Below are 19,846 nucleotides of genomic sequence, written 5' to 3' on the forward strand. Positions count from 1 at the left end.
CACCTACCTCAGATCATGTTCTTATCGGTCATCCAGCGCATTACCTGCCAACCGCAGAAAACCGGGATCCAGCAGGTGAGAACGCGGTAGAGCAGTACCGACGGCACGGCGACCTCGGCCGGTAGACCGAACGCGGCCAGGCCACCGATCAGCGCGGCCTCGACCGCGCCGACACCACCCGGTGTGGGCGCGGCCGAGGCCAGGGTTCCGCCGATCATCGTCACGATGGTGACGGTGACGAATGTCGTGCCTCCGCCGAACGCCTGCACACTCGCCCACAGCGCCAGGGCCTGGCCCAGGGTCAGGGCCGCGCAGCCGAGCACGATGACCGCGCAGCGTTTCGGGTCGCGGGCCAGCCGGGCCAGCTCCCCGACCACCTCCTGCAACTGCGGTAACACCGAAGTGTTGAGCCAGCGGCGCAGTTTCGGCACGAACATGAATGTGCCGATGATGCCCACCCCCACGCCGCCGATCAGGTACAGCACGGTAGGCGAGGGCACGAAATGCGATAAGTTCGCCGAGGTTCCGGCCGCCACGCTGAACAGCACCAACAACCCGATATGGGTCGACACCTGGACGGCCTGCTGTAATGCGACCGCGGCGGTGGCCCGGACCGCTCCGACCCCGCCCTTCTGCAGGAATCGCACACTCAACGCCAAACCGCCGACACGCGCCGGCGTGGTCGTGGCGGCGAAAGTGTTCGCGATCTGCATGAGCACAAGTGGCCAGTACTTCACCACCCCCGAGGCGCAGGCCCACAACGCGGCCGCCGTGCCGAGGTAGGTCAACGAGGACAGCGCCAACCCGGCCAGCGCCCACCACCAGTTGGCCTCCCGGAGCTGAGTGAAGAAGGTCGGTACCGCGCTGATGAACGGGTAGGCGACATAGACCAGGCCGATCAGCAGCACCAACTGGAGCAGGCTCTTGCGGTTGAACCGGGTGATCTGCTCGGCTTCGATCCGGTCCTGGCCGGTTTGGGTCCGCACTTCGTCACGGGCCGCGGTCACCACCGATTTCCACTCGGGAATGGAAGTACGGATACCGCGCGGCATGGCGAATTTGGTGAGCCGGCGCGAGGCCGTGAGCACCGTTTGTTCGCCGAGGACCTCGATCGCCGACCGCACCGCGGCGTGCGGGCCGAACACCGCGGTCATCGACACGAGCAACTGGGCGATATCGGATTGCAGCTGCGCATCGGAGGCGCACAGTTCGGCCGCCGTGAACCCACCGAAGACCACGCCCTGCGCACCGACCCGGATCTCCGCCGGGCGTAATTCCCCGTGCGCGATCCCGCGTTCACGCAGGACCGTCAGTGCCCGCCAGACCGCGTCCAGCGCGGCGGTATCGGACGGATCCTGTTCGATCGAACGACCGGAGGGCAGAGTATGGGCGTAGAGCATCCAGCCGCGTGGCAGCCCCGCCACCGTCACCGGCCGGTGCGCGGCCACTCCCAGTTCGTCCAGCGCGATCGCCATCAGGGCCCGATGCTCCACGGCGCGATGCATCGAACCGTGCAGGGGCGCGGTCTCGCTGGAGCGGAAAGTGAGCCGGCGCCACAGCTGGCGTACCGCGCTGAGCGTGCGCTGATTCTTTCCGTACAGTTCGACCACGAGGGCCCGTTCGCGCTCTTCGATCGTCGCCGAGAGCATCAGCGCGCCGGGACCGGCCGGGCGGACAACGGTGAGCCGGTTGACGGTGTACCCGCGTTGGGCCAGCTGGCGGACCGCCGCCTCCAGCGGAACCTCCAGTGCCGGGGTCCCGACCAGCAGTACGATCACCGCGCCCACCAGCCAGCCGACGGCCAAGCCGAACATGGCACGTGCCGGAACCACGGTGCTGACCACCAGATGCATCGGCGCGAAGGCCAGGATCAGCGCCCACAACCAGCGGCGGGGTCGTACCGGCAGCCACGGACTGGACACCGTGAGCACGGCGGCGAGCATGGCAATCCAGCGAGGGTCGTCGAGGAACTGCTGGAGGAAGGTTTTATCGGCCAGGTTCTCCGGCACCTGCAGATGCCACTGCGGAGCCGATAGACCGTTCGGCGTGATGGACAACAGCAGTCCGGCCACGAGACCGGCGGTGGCGTATCCGGTGAGCAGTTTCCACTGCCCGCTCCACACCAGCTCCACGAGGATCGCGAACGGCAGGATCAGGATGGCGATCCCGTACAGCAGATAGACCAGATTCGACTGGTCCGGGTTCAGGAAACCGACGATATTGGATACGGAACGCTCGAGCGCCAGCCATTCGGGCCGGGTGATCAACGATCCGGCGATGACCACGGCCACCCCGGCGACAGCGAAGACGACGCGCAGAATATCGCTGGTCCGCTTGGTGAGCGGTTGTAGCAGGTTGCCCGTTACCGGGATCTCCCGCCCATCGACTCGCATGTCGTATCGGTACTTTCGGATCGAGGTGAAGCCGGTCGGCCGCCCGCACACACCAAATCGTGAGTATGCAGGAGGCCGAGCCGGACGATACACACCAACACGCTGCCAGAATCTGTGGGTGAGCAATGATCTGCGCATCTGTTTCGTGGGAGATTCCTTCGTCGCCGGAATGGGGGATCCCGAGGTACTGGGCTGGAGTGGGCGACTGACGGTCGATGCCCACGCCGCGGGTGTCGCGCCCACCGCCTACAACCTCGGCGTCCGCCGGCAGACCTCGACCGATATCGCCGGGCGCTGGCAGGCCGAATGCCGGCAGCGGCTGCCCCGGGAGGCCCAGGGCCGGGTGGTGTTCTCGTTCGGAGTCAACGACACCATGCAGATCGACGGCCGGACCAGAGTGGCCACGGCCACTTCGGTGGTAAATCTGCGCGCGATGCTCGCGGGCACGCATGTGGAATCGTGGCCTGTTCTCATGGTGGGCCCGCCGCCGGTGGACGACGCGGAGCACAACCGGCGCACCGCCGACCTCGACGAACGCTTCGGGCAGGTCTGCGCAGAGCATGGGGTCCCTTATGTCAGCAGTTGTCACCGTCTGGCGGCCGATACTGTCTGGATGGAACAGGTACGGGCCGGTGACGGTGCCCATCCCGGGACGGCTGGATATACCGCTTTCGCAGAACTGCTGCTGCCACACTGGCGCGAATGGCTGGGCTACTGACCCTGGCAGTTGGGCAGAACGCTGCTCCGCGGCTCGGAGCCCGGCTCGGAAACGTCCCAGACGGTGCGGTTCCGTTTCCGTCCGCCGCGGTTCAGCTCGCGGGCGCACCCGAGAGGAAACCGCGCCGCACCGGGGCGAACACCTCCGCGAGTTCGGGAACCGAACGCACCAGCTCGGCGCCGTAATCGCATTCGGATTCCAGCTGGCTCAACGTCCCGACCATGGTGAGCGAGGCCCGGGCGAACGGTGTGCAATCCGGGGGCAGGGTCAGCTCCCGCATCACATTGGTCAGCCGCAGACTGGTGGTGCGCAGCACCTGCTTCCGCAGCCAGGACGTGGTCAGCCGGAAACGCTCGTGGCGGACCGGTTCCCCGCACGCCGAAAGCGCCGACTCCAGTGCGACCGCGTCGAACTTGCGGCTCGGTAACGCGAACCCGTGCCTGCGCACCGCCGTCTCCAGCGCCGCCGGTCCACCGTTGAAGATCGCATCGCACATCTGCACGGCCAAATCGATGAACCCCGGATGCGGCCAGGGCGCGCACGCCCCGAAATCGGCCACTCCCAGGCGCCCGTCCGGCAGCAGCCACAGATTGCCCGGATGCGGATCGCAGTACAGCAGTCCGTGCTGTTCCCAGCCGGTGAGGACGAACCGCATCATCAGCTCACCGAGCCGGTCACGTTGCTCCCGGGTGCCCGAAGCGATGATCCGCGTCGCCGAGGTCCCCCGCACCCACTCCGAAATGAGTACATCACCGCGCTGTTCCAGTACTTCCGGAACACAGAATTCGGCACTGTCGCGGTAAAAGGCCGCGAAGGTCCGCTGATTCTCGGCCTCGGCCGCGTAATCCAGTTCGGCGCGCACACTCTCACACAGCGCCTCGGTCATCGACTTCACATCCGCACCCGGCAGCAGCACCGATGCCAAGATCGAAACCCGCCGCAGCTGCACCAGATCCGATTCCACCGCGACCCGGGCGCCCGGATACATCACCTTCACCGCGACCTCGCGTCCGTCGTGCCACACCCCGCGATGCACCTGACCGATCGAGGCCGCCGCGGCCCGGCGATCGTCGAACTCCCGGAACAGATCGCGCCAGCGCGGGCCGAACGTATCGGCCATCACCCCGTGCACGGTCGGCGGCAGCATCACCGGCGCCGAATCCTGCAACCGGGCCAGCGCCGCCTGATAAGGCGCTGCGATATCGCGCGGCAGGGCGAGCTGATAGATCGCCAGCAACTGCCCGAGTTTGGCGGCGCAGCCCTTCAGTTCACCCAGCACCGCGAACATATGCTCGGCGGTGCGGTTCTGGATATCACGGTTCACCTCCGGCGCGGGCCGCCCGAGCGCCCGGCGACCCGCCCCCGCCGCCTGCCGGCCCGCATAGGCGACCGGCAGCGCTATGAGCTTGGCGCTGCGCAGCGCCGGGCGTACCGGAGGCGCGCCGGAATCGCGTCGACTGCTCATCTGTGTCCTCCGGGTACGAGTGCGGGTCCTGTGTGGTCACGCTGTGCCGTGCCCTCCGGGCCCGGCTCGCTCATGCTGTGTCTTCCGGGTACGAGTGAGGGCCCTGCGTGGTTACACGGTGCTGCCTCCTCCGGGCCTGACTCACTCATACCTCTGATCCCCGAACCGAATCACTTGTTCTCCCGTGCAGTCTGGCATATTTGTGCATAGACTGTCTGGGACGTAACAACTGCCGAGAGAGGTGTATCCATGGGGTCCCGCACGGTGGTCGCCGACGTCGCCGACGAACTGGCCCGGCGGGTTGCCGCGGGGGAATACCAGCCGGGGGAGCTGATGCCCTCGGTCCGTCAGGTCGCCGACGAGTTCGAAATGAACCGGGCCACCGCGCAGCTCACGCTCGGCCGGTTGGAATCCTACGGTTTCGTGGAGGCCAGGCGCGGTAAGGGCTTCACCATCCGTGAGGTGCGTTCGGCCGGCGGGCTGGACGTCTACCGCCACCTCTTCCGCTTCTCCATCCCGATGCCCGACGTCGCGATCGAGATGTTCCGGGATATCGTCGAGGTCGAGCGGGGGATCGTCATGGATGCGCTGCTCGCCTACACCGGCGCAGCGCCGGGCGGACCGGTGGCAGCCGGTTTCGATCTCGCCGAACTCAAGGCCGAAGTCGATGCGCTCGAAACCCTCGCACGCACCGATGTACCCGATCACCGACGCATTCTGGCCATCGAAATCGGGATCGTGCGGCGGTTGCTCGTCGCCCTCGAATCCAGCCTGCAACGTGCAATCCTGAACTCGATCGGCGATATGGTGCTCGAGGTGCCGGAGGCCGTCGAGGCATATTTCGCCGGCGCGGCCGATCTGCACGTACTGGTCTGGCGGGCGCTGATCGCGGTATGGGAATCGGACTCCGGCCCCTCGCCTGCGCAACTGGCCCTGTTCGAAGATCTTTTCGGGATCTATCACCACAAGGTGATCAACCGCTTCGAGGAACTCCTCGGAGCCCAGGACGATCCACAGATCCACGCCGTCACAGCGTGAGCAGAACCCGGTTTCGCGGAGCGGCAGGCGCCTGTCGGTGTGCCCGGCAGCAAATTCACGAGGGCCCCGCTGAACTCGGGAGCCGGACCTGAGCAACGTCGGGGTACACGAGAGCTGAACCGGACAGTTCACCCGGTCGGTGCCGGCGCTGATGAGGTATGCGTTCGGCCGAGCGCCTTCGGGCGGCCGGCCGATACTCGGATATACGAACGTTGCTGGGCCGGTATGGGGTCCCGAACCTCTCGAATCGGCTATCGCGTTCCGCGTCTCCACCGTCGATGGCGGTGTCGCGGCGGATCCTGACTGCCGGCCTTGCGGCTACCGAGGTGCCGACGGGCCAAGACGCAGCCCGGCGCGGCACCGGTTCGGTGCGACGCCGGGTCCACGGCGGGCACGTTCGGCCGTGCGGGTCCGTACGGCCGAACGCGGTGACTAGCCGGCGTCGTTGAGCTTGTTCAGGCGCTCGCAGGCGTTGACGTAGTCCTCGATGAGGCGGTTCATCACATCGGCCGAACGCTCGGTCTTGTTCATCATGCCGACGATCTGGCCCACCGGGTTGAAGTTCACGTCCTTGGCGGCCTCCGGGTAACGGTGGCCGCGTTTCACGCCGTCCAGCGCGACCATCATCTGCAGCGGCATGGGCAGCGGATCCGGATTGTCGGCCGATTCCCAGGCGTCGGTCCACTCGTTGCGCAGCATCCGGGCCGGTTTACCGGTCCATGAGCGAGAGCGGATGGTGTCGTGGCTCGAGGCGTCGATCAGGGTCTGCATCTGCGCGGGCGGCACGTTGGCCTCTTCCACGGTCAGCCAGATGGACCCCGTCCAGGCCCCGGCGGCACCCATCGCCATGGCGGCCGCGACCTGGCGACCGTCGCCGATACCGCCCGCGGCCAGCACCGGCAGATCGCCCACGGCGTCGATGACCTGCGGCCACAGCACCAGCGAGGAGACCTCACCGCAGTGTCCGCCACCCTCGGTGCCCTGGCAGACGACGAAGTCCAGGCCGGCGTTCTTGTGGTTCATGGCGTGCTTCACCGAACCGCAGAGCGCGCCGATGAGGCGCCCGGATTCCTGGATCTGCGAGACGAACTCCGGCGGGGGCGTACCCAGCGCGTTGGCGACCAGTTTCGCCTTCGGATGCCGAAGGATCACCTCGACCTGAGGCGCCGCGGTGGTGGCGGTCCACCCGAGCAGCTGCGGATGTACTTCCTCTTCGGGAAGTTTCGGCACGCCGTGATCGGCCAGGATCTTCTCGGCGAAATCGCGATGCCCCTGCGGGACGTGCTTGGCGAGTTCGGCCTCGAGCTCCTCGGGGGAGAGCCCGTCGATGCCCTTGCCCTCGTATTTGGAGGGGATCACCAGGTCGACACCGTAGGGGTTGTCGCCGACGTGTTCGTCGAGCCAGGCCAGCTCGACCTCGAGCTCTTCGGCCGTGAACCCGACCGCGCCGAGTACGCCGAGACCACCGGCGTTGCTGACCGCGGCAGCCACGTCGCGGCAATGAGTGAAGGCGAAGATGGGGAACTCGATCCCCAGCCGGTCGCAGATTTCGGTACGCATGGCGCTGCTGGTCTCCCTATGCCTGGAACAAGTTACATAATTGCCGCGCGGCGGCTGATCCGGCCGCTGTCACCTCGCGAGCCCGTAAGCGCCGCGTGCCATGGGTACGGGCGGTGCGTGCGCGCGGGTCCGACAGGTGCCATACCTTGAATGTAACACGTTCTAGTTTTAATGGAACCGATTCGCCGGTGCGATTGCCGGCCCGGGTTCGCCCGCCGGGGTCACGGCCGATCCCATCTCCGCGCGTGGCTTCCGTAGCGGAACCTTCAGGAATACGACGAACAGGAACACCAGCAGAGTGGCCCGGCCCCACACTCCGAAGCGCACCACCGCTTCCATCAACTCGACCGACTGCCCCGTGCCCATCGCGTAGAAATAACGGAAGACCCCCACCCCGATCGCGATATCGGCGACGAGATAACTCCACACCACCGGCCACGGCACCGCGAGGACGACGAAGAACGGAATCAACCACAGCGTGTACTGCGGCGAATGCACTTTGTGGAACAGCAGAAAACCGCACAGCATCGCCCCGCTGACACCGATCCACGGATACACACCTGTTTCGAGATAGCGGCGGCGCCCGATCCACAACGCCAGGACGAACGAGGCGATGATCAACATCGGTGACGCGATCGCCACGGTATCGGCGAAAGCCGCGGTACCGATCCGATCGGTGCCGAACAGCGGCCGTAGCCCCCAGAACCAGATCGAGTTCGTGGTGATATCGGCCTGGCGTTGCTGCTGGAATTCGATCGACGCCCGCCAGCCGTCGTATCCGGCGATCGCGAAAGGCAGATTGACCACCGCGACGGTGGCCGCCGCGGCGCCACCGGTCCACAACGCGCCCCGGATATCGAGGCGGATGCGGCCGTCTTCGCCAGGTCCCCGGTCGCCATCGGTCAGTACATACAGCATCAACGGCACCACGAATATGGCCGGATAGATCTTGAAACAGAATCCGAGGCCCAGTAGTACCGCCGCGAATATCGCCCGCGACCGCACCGGCAGCCGGCCCGGCACCATCACCGCCATCGCTGCCACGGTCGTGCACACCACCGGCAGTTCCCAGTTGTGGAATGCGTAGAGGACCAGAGGCGGACCCACCGCCCACAACAGAGCGGCCCGGCCGGCCATCCGGGCCAGCAACCACGCTGTCAGTAAAGCGAACGGGGCCAGCAGCAGCGCCGAGTACACCAGGAACATCGCATCGTTGTCCGCACCCAAGGCGCCCAGCCACATCAGCAGCCCGCTGAGCACCGGATATTCCACGGCACCGCCGATCAGTGATCCGTCGGCGGTGATGCCACCGTGTACATACGGAAAAATATGCTGGTCGATATCGCGTCCCAGCCAGAGGAACTGGATATCGGAGTAGCAGACCCGCGCGTCCTTCACGTAGTCGAATGCGACACTTCGGCCGTCGGCGCGAAATGGCGCTCCGGCGCAACGGGCCTTGTTGAGAAACGCCACTGTCAGCGTGATCGCGCACAGCAGCACCGCCGCCATCGCCGACGTCCGCCGGGAAACGCGACCGGTCGCGAACGCGCGCGCGGCCGCTCCGATCGACATACTGATCACCTTAGTGGCCGTGTGCGCGGTGAACAGCGGTCGAGACCGGGGGCCATCGCCCACGGCACGGGCAATAATCCCAGGCTGCTCCCGGCCCGCTATCGGCTCCGAATTCCGCTTCTTTCCCGATACCGGGAAATCCTCCTCCACGCTGCCCGGAGTGCGGTTGCGAAGTCCGCCGGATCGATTTCGTAGTGACCCACCCCCTCAGGTAGTCTTGCCCGGTTGCTGACGCGACGACCTCCTGCCACGGACCGTCCGTGGCCGAATCCAGACCACAGGAGGTGATTGGTTCGTGCGTCATTACGAAGTGATGGTCATCCTCGATCCGAGCATGGACGAGCGCACCGTCGGGCCGTCCCTGGAAAATATGCTCAGCGTTATCCGCACCGAGGGCGGGAAAATCGACAAGGTCGATATCTGGGGCCGTAAGCGTCTCGCCTACGAGATCCGCAAACAGGCCGAAGGTATCTACGCGGTTATCGATCTGACCGCCGAGCCCGCCACGGTGAGCGAACTCGACCGCCAGCTGGGCCTCAACGAGCAGGTGCTGCGCACCAAGGTTCTGCGCAACGAAAAGTAGTTCCAGCGGCACCGCAGTTCAGTCGGAGTCTGTCTCTAGGCTCTAGCCCAAACAGCGAGTGCACTCGGACTGCACACCGAGCAGGAGGAACCCACCATGGCAGCAGGCGATACCGTCATCACGGTCATCGGAAATCTGACGGCCGATCCCGAGCTTCGATTCACGCCCGCGGGCGCGGCAGTGGCGAATTTCACCGTCGCCTCGACGCCCCGCATCTTCGACCGGAACACCAACGAGTGGAAAGACGGCGAGGCACTGTTCCTGCGGTGCAATATCTGGCGCGACGCGGCGGAGAATGTCGCCGAAAGTCTGACCAGGGGCTCCCGGGTGATCGTCAGTGGACGGCTCAAGCAGCGCTCCTACGAAACCCGCGAGGGTGAGAAGCGCACGGTCGTCGAGCTCGAGGTCGACGAGGTCGGTCCCTCGCTGAAGTACGCCACGGCCAAGGTCAACAAGACCAGCCGCGGCGGTGGCGGTGGCGGATTCGGTTCCAACAGCGGTGGTGGTGGAAACTACAACGCCGGCAACAGCGGCGGTGGACGGTCCGAACAGGGCGCAGCGGAAGACCCGTGGGGTAGCGCGCCCGCGGCCGGCTCCTTCGGGGGCGGCAGCCGGATGGACGATGAACCGCCGTTCTGAGACGGCCCGCACAGACCCGCGTCGGCGGGTCGCCAAGAAAACGGAGTGAACGAAAATGGCCAAGGCACCGGCGCGCGAAAAGGTGCTCAAGAAGAAGGCTTGCACTTTCTGCAAAGAAAGCAAGACCGGACCTGTCAATATCGACTACAAGGATGCGCCGCTGCTGCGCAAGTACGTCAGTGAGCGCGGCAAGATCCGCGCCCGCCGGGTCACCGGCAACTGCGTGCAGCATCAGCGCGATATCGCCATCGCGGTGAAGAATTCGCGTGAGATGGCGTTGCTGCCCTACGTTTCGACGGCTCGCTGAGGAAGGTCGGTCAAGCATATGAAGCTCATCCTGACTGCCGACGTCGACAATCTCGGCGCTCCCGGCGATACCGTAGAGGTCAAGGACGGCTACGGCCGTAACTATCTGCTGCCCCGCGGGCTGGCGATCGTTGCCACCCGTGGTGCCGAGAAGCAGGTCGAGGGAATCCGCCGGGCCCAGGAGGCCCGCCGGGTGCGCGATCTCGGCCATGCCAACGAACTGAAGCAGGCGATCGAGAACCTGGAGTCGGTTTCGCTGTCTGTCAAGACTGCCGGCACCGGCAAACTGTTCGGCTCGGTCACCCAGTCCGATATCGCCGCGGCGATCAAATCGGCCGGTGGGCCGGTGCTGGACAAGCGCAGCATCGAACTGCCGAAGTCGCATATCAAGGCCACCGGTAAACACCAGGTCACGGTGCACCTGCACCCTGATGTCGCCGCGAAATTCGCCTTGGAGGTCGTGGCCGCGGGCTGACCGCGGTTATCGGCACGCTTCGACCGGGGATCACCTCTCGTGATCCCCGGTCGGTGTGCTCTCTTCCCGGGGGTGTTAGCCAGTAGTTAGCTGGCCTTGTCGAAGGATGGATACTCACGGTCATGCCGTTGAGGTCCGACTCTGGCGTGTCCGAGTTATCCACAGGATGTGGATCCTGTGGATCAATCACAAAACCGACCGGGCGTACTGTGACCCAGTTCATATCTGTTCGCTTGCCCGTTAACTCAACACGCCCGGCTGTTCAACAACTCCGACACGCCGACACTTTGTTTATCCACACTGTGTTGACGCCGAAAATCTGGGTCTAGCTGGGTATTTTCCTGGGCTGACCTGCGTTTTCCCCAGGTTGTCCACAGGTTGTACACAACAAGGGGTGAACTATCCCCAGGTTATCCACAGGTCTATCCACAGGGCTGTTTGGTATGTGGATAGAACCTCGCCTAGGTTCATCGCAGCACCACGTCAAAGCTTTCGCCGGAAGCCGGCGGAACGGATCTATCCGGTCGATAGCTGGGATGTCTGAACACAGGTCGCAGACACTTCCCGACCCGGCGAAACTGTCGGCCTCGTGCGGTAGAACCATTTCGGCACAGGGGTGCGTCCGGTCTGGAGGAGAGGACGGTCGAGTCTGATGGCAGTCGTCGATGACCGCGGGCACACGGACTTCCCGCCCGAGCCGCCCGGTGAGGATTTCGGGCGTCAGCCGCCGCACGATATGGCCGCCGAGCAGTCGGTCCTGGGCGGCATGCTGCTCAGCAAGGACGCCATCGCCGATGTGATCGAGGTGCTGCGCTCCGGCGATTTCTATCGCCCCGCCCATCAGGCGGTCTACGATGCGATCCTTGATCTCTACGGCCGCGGCGAACCGGCCGACCCGGTCACCGTCGCCGCCGGCCTCGACCGTAGCGGCGAACTGAAACGAATCGGCGGCGCGCCCTACCTGGTCACTCTGACCCAAACCGTCCCCACCGCCGCGAACGCGGGCTTCTACGCCGAAATCGTCGCCGAGAAGGCGATTCTGCGCCGCCTGGTCGAGGCCGGCACCCGCATCGTGCAGTACGGCTACGCCGGTGCCGACGGCCAAGACGTCGCCGAAGTGGTCGACCGCGCCCAGGCCGAGGTCTACGAGGTCACCGAACGCCGGACCTCCGAAGATTTCCTCCCGCTGGAAGAACTCCTGCAGCCCACCATGGACGAAATCGATTCCATCGCCTCCCGCGGCGGTATCTCCCTGGGCGTTCCCACCGGTTTCACCGAACTCGACGAACTCACCAACGGCCTGCATCCCGGCCAGATGATCATCGTCGCGGCGCGTCCCGGTGTAGGTAAGGCGCTGGCGCTGGATACGCCGTTGCCGACCCCGACGGGCTGGACCACCATGGGCGAGATTCAGGTGGGGGACGAACTCTTCGACGCCGAAGGCCGACCCACCCGGGTTGTCGCGGCGACCGAGGTGATGGTCGACCGGCCGTGCTACGAGGTCGAGTTCTCCGATGGCACCGTGATCGTTGCCGACGAACAACACCTGTGGCTGACCGAAACGCGAGCGTCTCGACGTTCCGCACAACAGGCGGCCGACGGCCGTAACCGATACCGTAACCAGCGCACTTTCGCAGAGGTCCGGACCACCGGCGAGATCGCGGCCACACTGCGATGCGTAACGGCCGACCGCAGACTCAATCACTCGGTGACCAACTCCGAGCCTTTGCAGCTACCCGAGCGGGATTTTCTTGTCCCGCCGTACACACTCGGTGCCTGGCTGGGCGACGGTACGACAGCGGCCGCCCAGATCACCTCACTCGACCCCGAGATCATTGCCCGTATAGAGGGGGAAGGAATCGTCGCGGTGCCGTCCCCCACGGCGAAAATGCGCTATCAACTGCGTCTGCCGGACGATGAGCCGATATCTGAGCGCGCCTGCATCGTATGCGGTAAACCGTTTGTACCGTTCACCAGTGAAGTCCGGACCTGCGGCCGCTCGTGCGGTGGCCGAGCACGGTTCGTTTCCGCTCCGGTGGCCGCGCCGACCTGCCCTCACTGCGGCGGCCCGTCGATAGGTCTGCGGATGTGCCAGGAATGCCGAAACCGAGTGGGCAGCCTTCAAGCGCGACTTCGTACGATCGGCGTACTCGGCTCCAAAAACATCCCCATCGAGTATCAGCGGTCATCGGAAGCCCAGCGCCGCGCTCTTCTGGCCGGGTTACTCGATACGGACGGGACGGTGACCCAGAGTGGTTGCGTTCAGTTTTCGGTCACCGACGAGCGGTTGTTCTTCGACGTTCGCGAGCTCGTGGTCGGTCTCGGATATCGTTGTGGCGTTTCGACCAAGTCTGTCGCCGGCCGGAATCCGCAGCGTTCTATCGCTTACACGCTCACTTTTTCCACCGACGATGTCGTCTTCGGGCTTTATCGGAAGGCGGTACTGCACAAGGAACGGCGCGCGGGCCGCGAGTCGCGAGCCGACTGCAGGTTCATCGTCGATGTCCGCCGGGTCGATTCGGTTCCGGTCCGATGTGTCCAAGTGGACAACGAAGCACATATGTACCTGGCCGGAAGGTCCATGATCCCCACCCATAATTCGACACTGGGAATGGATTTCATGCGCAGTTGCTCGATTCGGCACGGGCTGGCGAGTGTGATCTTCTCGCTGGAGATGAGCCGGACCGAGATCGTCATGCGTCTGCTCTCGGCGGAGGCGAAGATCAAGCTCGGGGATATGCGGTCCGGGCGGATGAGCGACGACGACTGGACGAAGCTGGCGCGGCGGATGAGTGAGATCAGTGAGGCGCCGCTGTTCGTGGACGATTCACCGAACCTGACGATGATGGAGATCCGGGCGAAGGCGCGGCGGCTCAAACAGCGGCACGATCTGAAATTGGTTGTGGTGGACTACCTCCAGCTGATGACCTCCGGTAAGAAGGTCGAATCGCGGCAGCAGGAAGTCTCGGAATTCTCGCGGCACCTCAAACTTCTGGCCAAGGAGCTGGAGGTTCCAGTGGTCGCGATCAGCCAGCTGAACCGCGGGCCGGAACAGCGAACGGATAAGCGGCCACAGGTCTCTGACCTGCGCGAATCTGGCTCTTTGGAACAGGATGCCGATATGGTGATCCTGTTGCACCGGCCCGATGCCTTCGAGCGGGACGATCCGCGTGGCGGTGAGGCGGACCTGATCCTCGGCAAACACCGTAATGGCCCCACCGCGACCATTACCGTCGCTCACCAGCTGCATCTTTCCCGGTTCGTGGATATGGCCCGCGGCTGACCGTGCGGGGCGGGTCAATCACCATGGCTTCGACGGGCATTGTCGAGGCCGGCCGCGCGTAGGTGTTGTTGCAGTTCACGGTCGTTCAAGAGGGCGAGGTAGGCGTTGTAGCGGACGGTTGCAGGGTCGGGTTCCGGGATCGTGCTGATGCGGGTCGGTAGCAGTCCGGGTGGCAGTTCGCGGGTCGCCAGGGTTTCGACGTGTGCCGCCGCGGGGTGGGCCTTGCTGGTGGCGGATCGCTGTAGTCGCCGCCAGGTCAGGCCGGCGACCAGCAGGAATGCGCCGAATACCGGCCACAGCAGCACATAGCCGGCATTCTGGTCGATACCGCTCGCGCTCCCGAGCCGAGCCCACTGCCACGCGCCTATTCCGATGCACCCGATCGTCGTCGACATCAGCGCAACCCACAGCGCTATCGCTCGTGCTGAAGGACGTTTCGCCACCCTCCGTTTCTACTACAGCGTGTAGGAAAATAGTGCTTGCGGCGGCACCCGCATCGATCGGCCGACCGCGCTATCGAACACTTGCATACCCAACGGGGGTATTGTATCTATGGAAGAGTCCCCTCCGCGGCCGGGCACCACGAGTTCGGATCGGTCCGCGGGTATTCACCCGATCGACAGGAAAAAAATATGAGTACCTCGATCATCACAGTCACCGGAATGACCTGTGGCGGTTGCGCTTCCAAAGTCAGGACAGAGGTCGGCGCTCTCGCCGGTGTCACCGGAGTAGACGCCGACCCGGCGACCGGCCGGGTCGCAGTCGATGCGGGGAGCGAGGTCGGTCTCGATGCCATCAGGAACGCTGTGGAGGCCGCCGGTTACCGAGTCGTCGCCTGAGTGAGCCCGGGCCGGGCTCGGGTCCAGCGCCGCGGGCGAGGCGCTGGGGCGGGGCCGCCTCCGGTACGTGGCGCCGAGCGGTCGTCGCGTACCGGAGGCGCTCGTCCCGCGGTCGGCAGTGCTGGTGGCCCTGGCCACAGGACGGTGGATGAGAGTGGGGGTGGCGAGTAGGTTGTTCTGCGACCGTTGCGGTTTACTTCGTCGACAAAACCTCGCCGCGAAAGCAATTGGGTGAAGGGGAAGGAGGTGGTGCGGTGACGGCCGGGAGATTCGTCCACGTCGATGGACGGCGTTCAGGCGAAGATCGGCTCCGGTACTGCGGCGCGCTGTCTCCGGGGGGCGATGCACCGACACCGGGCCTTCGCCCCCCGTATCCGGGTGCTCCGCGGTGAATCCCTCCGCTCGGCTGCGCCGTGTATCGGTGGCACTGATAATGGCGGTGCTGCTCATCGCACCGCTCCTCGACTGCATGCTACATCTGGCCGACGAGCACACCAATCCGGTTGCCGCGGCGGCTGCACCGGCCGTCGGTAGCGCCCACTCAGGTCATCTGCACGGTATGAACGGCCACCTCGATCATTGTGATCAGCACATGATCCACTGCGTCGAGAAATCGGGGCTCTGGCTCACTTTCGGTGGTGTCTGTGAGCTGACGACGGCACGATTGCCCGGTAGCTGAGGTGAGTGTTGGTGTCGGCGTGGTGTTTTCAGGTTTGTCGCCGCTTGTTGTCGAGGATGTGGGTGAGGAGGGTTCGCGGCTGGTGGTCCGGGCTCGGACTCCGGGTGGTGTGGCCGAATGCCCTGGTTGTGGTGCAGGATCGGCCCGCGTTCACGGTGTTCACGAGTGGCGGCTGGCCGATCTGCCGGTCGATGGTCGTAGCGTGGTGGTGCGGGTGCGTGTCCGGCGCCTGTACTGCCGGACGCCGGGATGTCAGCGCACGTTCCGGGAACAGATCCCCGGTGCGCTGGAACGCTATCAGCGCCGCACCAGCCGGTTGACCGGGCATGTTCGCGCGGCGGTGCGGGAACTGGCCGGGCGGGCCGCGGCCCGAATGCTTCCGCGGTGGTCGGTGCGATTGTCGCGGCAGACCGCGGTACGGGTTCTGCTCGGCATCCCACTGCAGACCCAGAAGGTGCCGAGAGTGCTCAGTGTGGACGAATTCGCCTTGCTGCGCCGCCACCGATACGGCACCGTGCTCATCGACGCCGCGACCCACCAGCGCGTCGATGTCCTGTCCGACCGCCGCTCGGCCACCCTGGAAACCTGGTTGCGCGAGCATCCCGGGGTCGAGTTCGTCGTGCGTGACGGGTCGGCCACCTATGCCGAAGCCATCCGCCGCGGGGCCCCGACCGCGCTCCAGATCGCCGACCGCTGGCACCTGTGGCACAACCTGGTGCGAGCAGCGGAGAAAGTGGTGGCCGCCCACGCCCGCTGCTGGGCTGCCGCCGGACCGAAACGTCGCCAGTTGACCCGTGAAACCACCACCCTCGCCCGCTGGCACGCCGTCCACGATCTCCTCGACCGGGGGTCGGTCTCATGGACTGCGCCCGCCGGCTCGGCCTCGGCTTGAACACCGTGGAACGGTATTCCCGGTCAGCGAACCCGAGAAGCTCCGCCGTCCACCGCAATACCGGGCGAGTCTGGTCGACCCTTACCGTGATCACCTGCGTGCTCGCCGCGCCGGTGAGCCCGGTGTCGCGGTCACTACGCTGCTGGTCGAGATCACCGCCCTCGGCTACACAGGCAGCCTGAACCTGCTGCACAAGTACCTGAACCAGGGACGCGCCGAATCCGACCGGGTCATGCCCTCACCGCGACGGCTCACCTCGTGGATCACCACCCGCCCCGGTGAACTGGGCGAGGCGCAGCACGCTCATCTGGCCGAGTTGCTGGCGACCTGCCCGGACCTGACGGTGCTCGCGGAGCTGGTGAGCAGGTTCGCCCGCATCGTCACCGAACATCACGGCCGCGACCTCGACGACTGGATGAGCAGCGCCCGCGCCGCGGCGCTACCCGAACTGGACCCGTTCTTGCGCGGGATCGACCGCGACTATCACGCGGTCCTGGCCGGACTCTGCCTGCCTTACAGCAACGGCCCGGTCGAAGGCGTGAACACGAAAACCAAACTGATCAAACGACAAATGTATGGCCGAGCCGGATTCCGGCTACTCCGCCACCGCATCCTCCTGGCCTGAAACCAGGACCCACCACCGAAAGTGGGCCAGAGCCAAATCGGTGCTGCCCTCCGGCAGCACTCTCCAGCAGCTGCTGTTGACGGTGCTGATCGGCATGGCCACAGTCACCGTCTTCGCCCTGGTCTCCACCGGTACGCGCGGGAGTCGAGGCCCGCCGGGGGGCTTACCCGTGTTGAACGGGCAAGCCATTCTCACGAATTTCTGTATCTCCCGACGCTGATCGGTCAGCGCCAGGCCGAGACATCTCCGTCGTCGGCCGGTGTTCGCTGCCCGCTCACCGTCACGACCGCCCTGTGTGGCGGATCGGATACAGAAAGCGACAAATCATGAACGACATCGTGTTCGGCCCGCCTGCCGAACCTGTCTCGACCGTGCTCACCCCGCCAGCTCCGGCGCGGGAATCGAGTTCGCTGGTCGGCAACACCCCCGTTCTGTGGGTGGGGGAGCCGCTGGCGCCCGCCGGCCGCGGCTTCTGGGCGAAACTGGAAGGTTTCAATCCGGGCGGGATGAAGGACCGGCCCGCCCTGCACATGGTCCGGCGCGCGAAACAACGCGGAGACCTGGCACCGGGAGCCCGGATCATCGAATCCACCAGCGGCACTCTCGGACTGGGGCTGGCGCTTGCGGGAGCGGTGTACCACCACCCGGTCACGGTGGTCACCGATCCGGGACTCGAGCCGATCGTGGATCGCTTGCTCGCCTCGTACGGTGCGCGGGTCGAACTGGTGGCCGAACCGCATCCCAGCGGCGGCTGGCAACAAGCCCGCCGCGATCGGGTCACCGAACTCATGGCGGCCGAGCCCGGGGCCTGGTGCCCCGACCAGTACAGCAATCCCGACAATATCGACGGATACGAATCACTCGGGCGGGAGCTGATACAGCAGCTGGGCGAGGTCGATGTGCTGGTGTGCGCCGTAGGAACCGGCGGTCACTCCGCGGGTGTGGCGCGGGTGCTGCGCCGAGCCAACCCGGACCTGCAGCTGATCGGTGTGGATACTGTCGCCTCCACGATCTTCGGCCAGCCCGCCGGTCCGCGGGGCATGCGGGGACTCGGGTCCAGTATCTTCCCGCGCAATGTCGACTACTCGTCCTTTCGTGAAGTGCATTGGGTGGCACCGGCCGAGGCCGTGTGTGCGTGCCGGGCGCTGGCCGGTACGCACTATGCAACAGGCGGCTGGAGCGTAGGTGCTGTGGCCTTGGTCGCGGGATGGGTCGCGCGTACTCGGCCGGCGGACACCCGGATTGCGGCGGTGTTCCCCGACGGCCCGCAGCGCTACTTCGACACCGTCTACAACGACGACTACTGCCGCGCGCACGGCCTGCTCGATACCGATCCGCCGATCGAACCGGACATTATCGCGCATCCCGGCCGGCGGGTAGTGCACTCCTGGACCCGCTGCACCACCGTCGTCGACCCGCACGCCACCGACCGGGCAGGAGGAGCCGCATCATGACCGTACTGAAGAGCTTCCGCAGCTTCGACCTCGCCGCCCGGCTGCTGATGATCAACCAGTTCGGCATCAATCTCGGCTTCTACATGTTGATGCCGTATCTGGCCGGCTACCTCGCCGGGCCGCTGGGCTTGGCGGCCTGGGCGGTCGGCCTGGTACTCGGGGTACGAAACTTCTCCCTGCAGGGCATGTTCTTGATCGGCGGTACCCTCGCCGACCGGCTCGGCTAGAAACCCTTGATCGTCGCGGGCTGTCTGCTGCGGACCGGCGGATTCGCCCTCTTGTGTTCGCCACCTCGCTGCCCTGGGTGCTCATCGCTTCCGCCGCGACGGGTTTCGCGGGGGCGCTGTTCAACCCGGCAGTCCGCGCCTATCTGGCGGCCGACACCGGGGAACGGCGGGTGGAAGCGTTCGCAGTGTTCAATATCTTCTACCAAGCCGGTATTCTGGCCGGGCCGCTGGTGGGCCTGGCATTGATGTTCCTGGATTTCCGGGTGACCGCCGCGGCCGCGGCGGTCGTGTTCGCTGTCTTGACCGTCGCGCAGCTGTTCGCGCTGCCGGCGCGCCGTGAGCAGAAGGCCGCCGAAAAGACCTCGGTGCTCCAGGACTGGCGGGCGGTGGCGGCCAACCGCCGCTTCCTGCTGTTCTCGCTGACGATGGTCGGCTCGTATGTGCTGTCGTTCCAGGTGTATCTGGCGCTCCCGCTACAAGCGGAATACCTGGCCGGCGCGCAATCGCAAATACTCGTATCGGCGCTGTTCGCGGTCTCCGGGGTGGTCGCCGTGGCCGGGCAGCTGCGGATCACCGGGTGGTTCCGGGCGCGCTGGGGAACCGGGCGCAGTCTGGCGGTGGGTATGGCAATACTGGCCGCGGCGTTCCTGCCTCTGCTCGTGATACCCGGTCCCGGGCGATTCGGCATCGCCGCCGCGATAGTCGCATTGCTCCTGGCTACAGCAGTGCTCGCGGTCGGAACCGCCGCGGTGTTCCCTTTCGAAATGGATACCGTCGTCTCGCTCGCAGACCGCAAACTGGTAGCCACCCACTACGGCTTCTACAACACGATCGTGGGTATCGGCATTCTGGCCGGCAACCTCGCCACCGGAGCGGTCATCGGGGCTGCACGCGCCGCCGGTGCCGATCGGGCGGTATGGGCCGGGCTCGGCCTCATCGGGGTCGTGGCGGCCGCGGCGTTGTACCGGCTCGACCGGACGCAGCCGGAACGAGCCGCAGGAGACGGTGTGCGCGATGGTAACGCTCGTCAGGAACGTGAACCGGCAAGTCCGATACGTCGTTGAGCGCGGCCGCGGGGTCCGCCGTCGCGGCCACGGC

General features: G+C 65.7%; 16 protein-coding genes and 2 pseudogenes. 13 read left to right on the forward strand and 5 right to left on the reverse strand.

Annotated features, from left to right (window positions below; all coding sequences use genetic code 11):
* Positions 1-8: 8 nt before the first annotated feature.
* Positions 9-2,393 carry a lysylphosphatidylglycerol synthase transmembrane domain-containing protein gene (locus NFL01S_RS25875; protein WP_062978907.1) on the reverse strand — a complete coding sequence of 795 codons (2,385 nt, stop codon included), beginning with the start codon at positions 2,391-2,393 and terminating at the stop codon, positions 9-11.
* A gap of 118 nt (positions 2,394-2,511) precedes the next feature.
* Here NFL01S_RS25875 and NFL01S_RS25880 point away from each other — a divergent pair, with 118 nt between their 5' ends.
* Positions 2,512-3,111 carry a DUF459 domain-containing protein gene (locus tag NFL01S_RS25880; RefSeq protein WP_218019634.1) on the forward strand — a complete coding sequence of 200 codons (600 nt, stop codon included), beginning with the start codon at positions 2,512-2,514 and terminating at the stop codon, positions 3,109-3,111.
* Positions 3,112-3,202: 91 nt separating this feature from the next.
* Here the strand turns inward: NFL01S_RS25880 and NFL01S_RS25885 are convergent, their stop codons facing one another.
* Positions 3,203-4,576: an ABC1 kinase family protein gene (locus NFL01S_RS25885; protein WP_062978908.1), complete on the reverse strand. Its 1,374-nt coding sequence runs from the start codon at positions 4,574-4,576 to the stop codon at positions 3,203-3,205.
* A gap of 249 nt (positions 4,577-4,825) precedes the next feature.
* Between NFL01S_RS25885 and NFL01S_RS25890 the strand changes: the two genes are divergently transcribed.
* A complete protein-coding gene (locus NFL01S_RS25890; RefSeq protein ID WP_062978909.1) occupies positions 4,826-5,614 on the forward strand; it encodes a GntR family transcriptional regulator in 789 nt (262 codons plus the stop codon).
* Positions 5,615-6,046: 432 nt separating this feature from the next.
* Here the strand turns inward: NFL01S_RS25890 and NFL01S_RS25895 are convergent, their stop codons facing one another.
* Entirely contained in the window at positions 6,047-7,174 is a 1,128-nt protein-coding gene (locus NFL01S_RS25895) for an NAD(P)H-dependent flavin oxidoreductase (RefSeq protein ID WP_062978910.1), read from the reverse strand.
* Positions 7,175-7,342: 168 nt separating this feature from the next.
* Positions 7,343-8,746 (reverse strand): glycosyltransferase 87 family protein, encoded by a 1,404-nt coding sequence (locus NFL01S_RS25900; RefSeq protein WP_062978992.1) that lies wholly within the window; start codon positions 8,744-8,746, stop codon positions 7,343-7,345.
* Positions 8,747-9,041: 295 nt separating this feature from the next.
* On the opposite strand from NFL01S_RS25900, the gene rpsF reads away from it, so the two are divergent.
* The 5 genes from rpsF to dnaB all read left to right on the forward strand — a co-directional run bounded on the left by rpsF (position 9,042) and on the right by dnaB (position 14,032).
* On the forward strand, positions 9,042-9,329 hold the full coding sequence (gene rpsF, locus NFL01S_RS25905) for a 30S ribosomal protein S6 (protein WP_033246577.1): 288 nt from the start codon (positions 9,042-9,044) through the stop codon (positions 9,327-9,329).
* Between the two features lie 96 nt (positions 9,330-9,425).
* A complete protein-coding gene (locus tag NFL01S_RS25910; RefSeq protein ID WP_033246576.1) occupies positions 9,426-9,968 on the forward strand; it encodes a single-stranded DNA-binding protein in 543 nt (180 codons plus the stop codon).
* Positions 9,969-10,023: 55 nt separating this feature from the next.
* Complete coding sequence (rpsR, locus tag NFL01S_RS25915) at positions 10,024-10,275, forward strand: 30S ribosomal protein S18 (RefSeq protein WP_033246575.1); 252 nt, start codon at positions 10,024-10,026, stop codon at positions 10,273-10,275.
* An 18-nt stretch (positions 10,276-10,293) separates the two neighbouring features.
* Complete coding sequence (gene rplI / locus NFL01S_RS25920) at positions 10,294-10,749, forward strand: 50S ribosomal protein L9 (protein WP_062978911.1); 456 nt, start codon at positions 10,294-10,296, stop codon at positions 10,747-10,749.
* A 652-nt stretch (positions 10,750-11,401) separates the two neighbouring features.
* On the forward strand, positions 11,402-14,032 hold the full coding sequence (gene dnaB, locus NFL01S_RS25925) for a replicative DNA helicase (protein ID WP_062978912.1): 2,631 nt from the start codon (positions 11,402-11,404) through the stop codon (positions 14,030-14,032).
* 14 nt (positions 14,033-14,046) lie between these two features.
* On the opposite strand, the gene NFL01S_RS25930 is transcribed toward dnaB, so the two are convergent.
* Entirely contained in the window at positions 14,047-14,475 is a 429-nt protein-coding gene (locus NFL01S_RS25930; RefSeq protein ID WP_157116945.1) for a transcriptional regulator, read from the reverse strand.
* 189 nt (positions 14,476-14,664) lie between these two features.
* Here NFL01S_RS25930 and NFL01S_RS25935 point away from each other — a divergent pair, with 189 nt between their 5' ends.
* The 6 genes and pseudogenes from NFL01S_RS25935 (at position 14,665) to NFL01S_RS25960 (ending at position 19,812) form a co-directional block, all read left to right on the forward strand.
* Positions 14,665-14,871 (forward strand): heavy-metal-associated domain-containing protein, encoded by a 207-nt coding sequence (locus tag NFL01S_RS25935; RefSeq protein ID WP_062978914.1) that lies wholly within the window; start codon positions 14,665-14,667, stop codon positions 14,869-14,871.
* 421 nt (positions 14,872-15,292) lie between these two features.
* Positions 15,293-15,550 (forward strand): hypothetical protein, encoded by a 258-nt coding sequence (locus NFL01S_RS25940; protein ID WP_157116947.1) that lies wholly within the window; start codon positions 15,293-15,295, stop codon positions 15,548-15,550.
* A 1-nt stretch (position 15,551) separates the two neighbouring features.
* Positions 15,552-17,067 (forward strand): annotated as a pseudogene (locus NFL01S_RS25945) (ISL3 family transposase).
* Complete coding sequence (gene lpqS / locus NFL01S_RS37845) at positions 17,018-17,287, forward strand: putative copper homeostasis (lipo)protein LpqS (protein ID WP_503826397.1); 270 nt, start codon at positions 17,018-17,020, stop codon at positions 17,285-17,287. The pseudogene NFL01S_RS25945 and the gene lpqS overlap by 50 nt, the downstream one beginning before the upstream one ends.
* A gap of 106 nt (positions 17,288-17,393) precedes the next feature.
* Positions 17,394-18,521, forward strand: coding sequence for a PLP-dependent cysteine synthase family protein (locus NFL01S_RS25955; RefSeq protein ID WP_062978917.1), 1,128 nt, complete (start codon positions 17,394-17,396; stop codon positions 18,519-18,521).
* Positions 18,518-19,812: pseudogene (locus NFL01S_RS25960) on the forward strand (MFS transporter). Before NFL01S_RS25955 ends, NFL01S_RS25960 begins: the two are co-directional and overlap by 4 nt.
* Positions 19,813-19,846 lie beyond the last annotated feature (34 nt).

The organism is Nocardia flavorosea NBRC 108225 (assembly GCF_001613385.1).
Lineage (GTDB): Bacteria > Actinomycetota > Actinomycetes > Mycobacteriales > Mycobacteriaceae > Nocardia > Nocardia flavorosea.

Coding starts and splice junctions, on each gene's coding strand:
- rplI (WP_062978911.1), top strand. CDS start 10,294: ATGAAGCTCATCCTGACTGCCGACGTCGACAATCTCGGCGCTCCCGGC.
- NFL01S_RS25885 (WP_062978908.1), bottom strand. CDS start 4,576: ATGAGCAGTCGACGCGATTCCGGCGCGCCTCCGGTACGCCCGGCGCTG.
- lpqS (WP_503826397.1), top strand. CDS start 17,018: ATGGCCGAGCCGGATTCCGGCTACTCCGCCACCGCATCCTCCTGGCCT.
- NFL01S_RS25955 (WP_062978917.1), top strand. CDS start 17,394: ATGAACGACATCGTGTTCGGCCCGCCTGCCGAACCTGTCTCGACCGTG.
- rpsR (WP_033246575.1), top strand. CDS start 10,024: ATGGCCAAGGCACCGGCGCGCGAAAAGGTGCTCAAGAAGAAGGCTTGC.
- NFL01S_RS25910 (WP_033246576.1), top strand. CDS start 9,426: ATGGCAGCAGGCGATACCGTCATCACGGTCATCGGAAATCTGACGGCC.
- NFL01S_RS25875 (WP_062978907.1), bottom strand. CDS start 2,393: ATGCGAGTCGATGGGCGGGAGATCCCGGTAACGGGCAACCTGCTACAA.
- NFL01S_RS25890 (WP_062978909.1), top strand. CDS start 4,826: ATGGGGTCCCGCACGGTGGTCGCCGACGTCGCCGACGAACTGGCCCGG.
- NFL01S_RS25900 (WP_062978992.1), bottom strand. CDS start 8,746: ATGTCGATCGGAGCGGCCGCGCGCGCGTTCGCGACCGGTCGCGTTTCC.
- NFL01S_RS25895 (WP_062978910.1), bottom strand. CDS start 7,174: ATGCGTACCGAAATCTGCGACCGGCTGGGGATCGAGTTCCCCATCTTC.
- dnaB (WP_062978912.1), top strand. CDS start 11,402: ATGGCAGTCGTCGATGACCGCGGGCACACGGACTTCCCGCCCGAGCCG.
- NFL01S_RS25935 (WP_062978914.1), top strand. CDS start 14,665: ATGAGTACCTCGATCATCACAGTCACCGGAATGACCTGTGGCGGTTGC.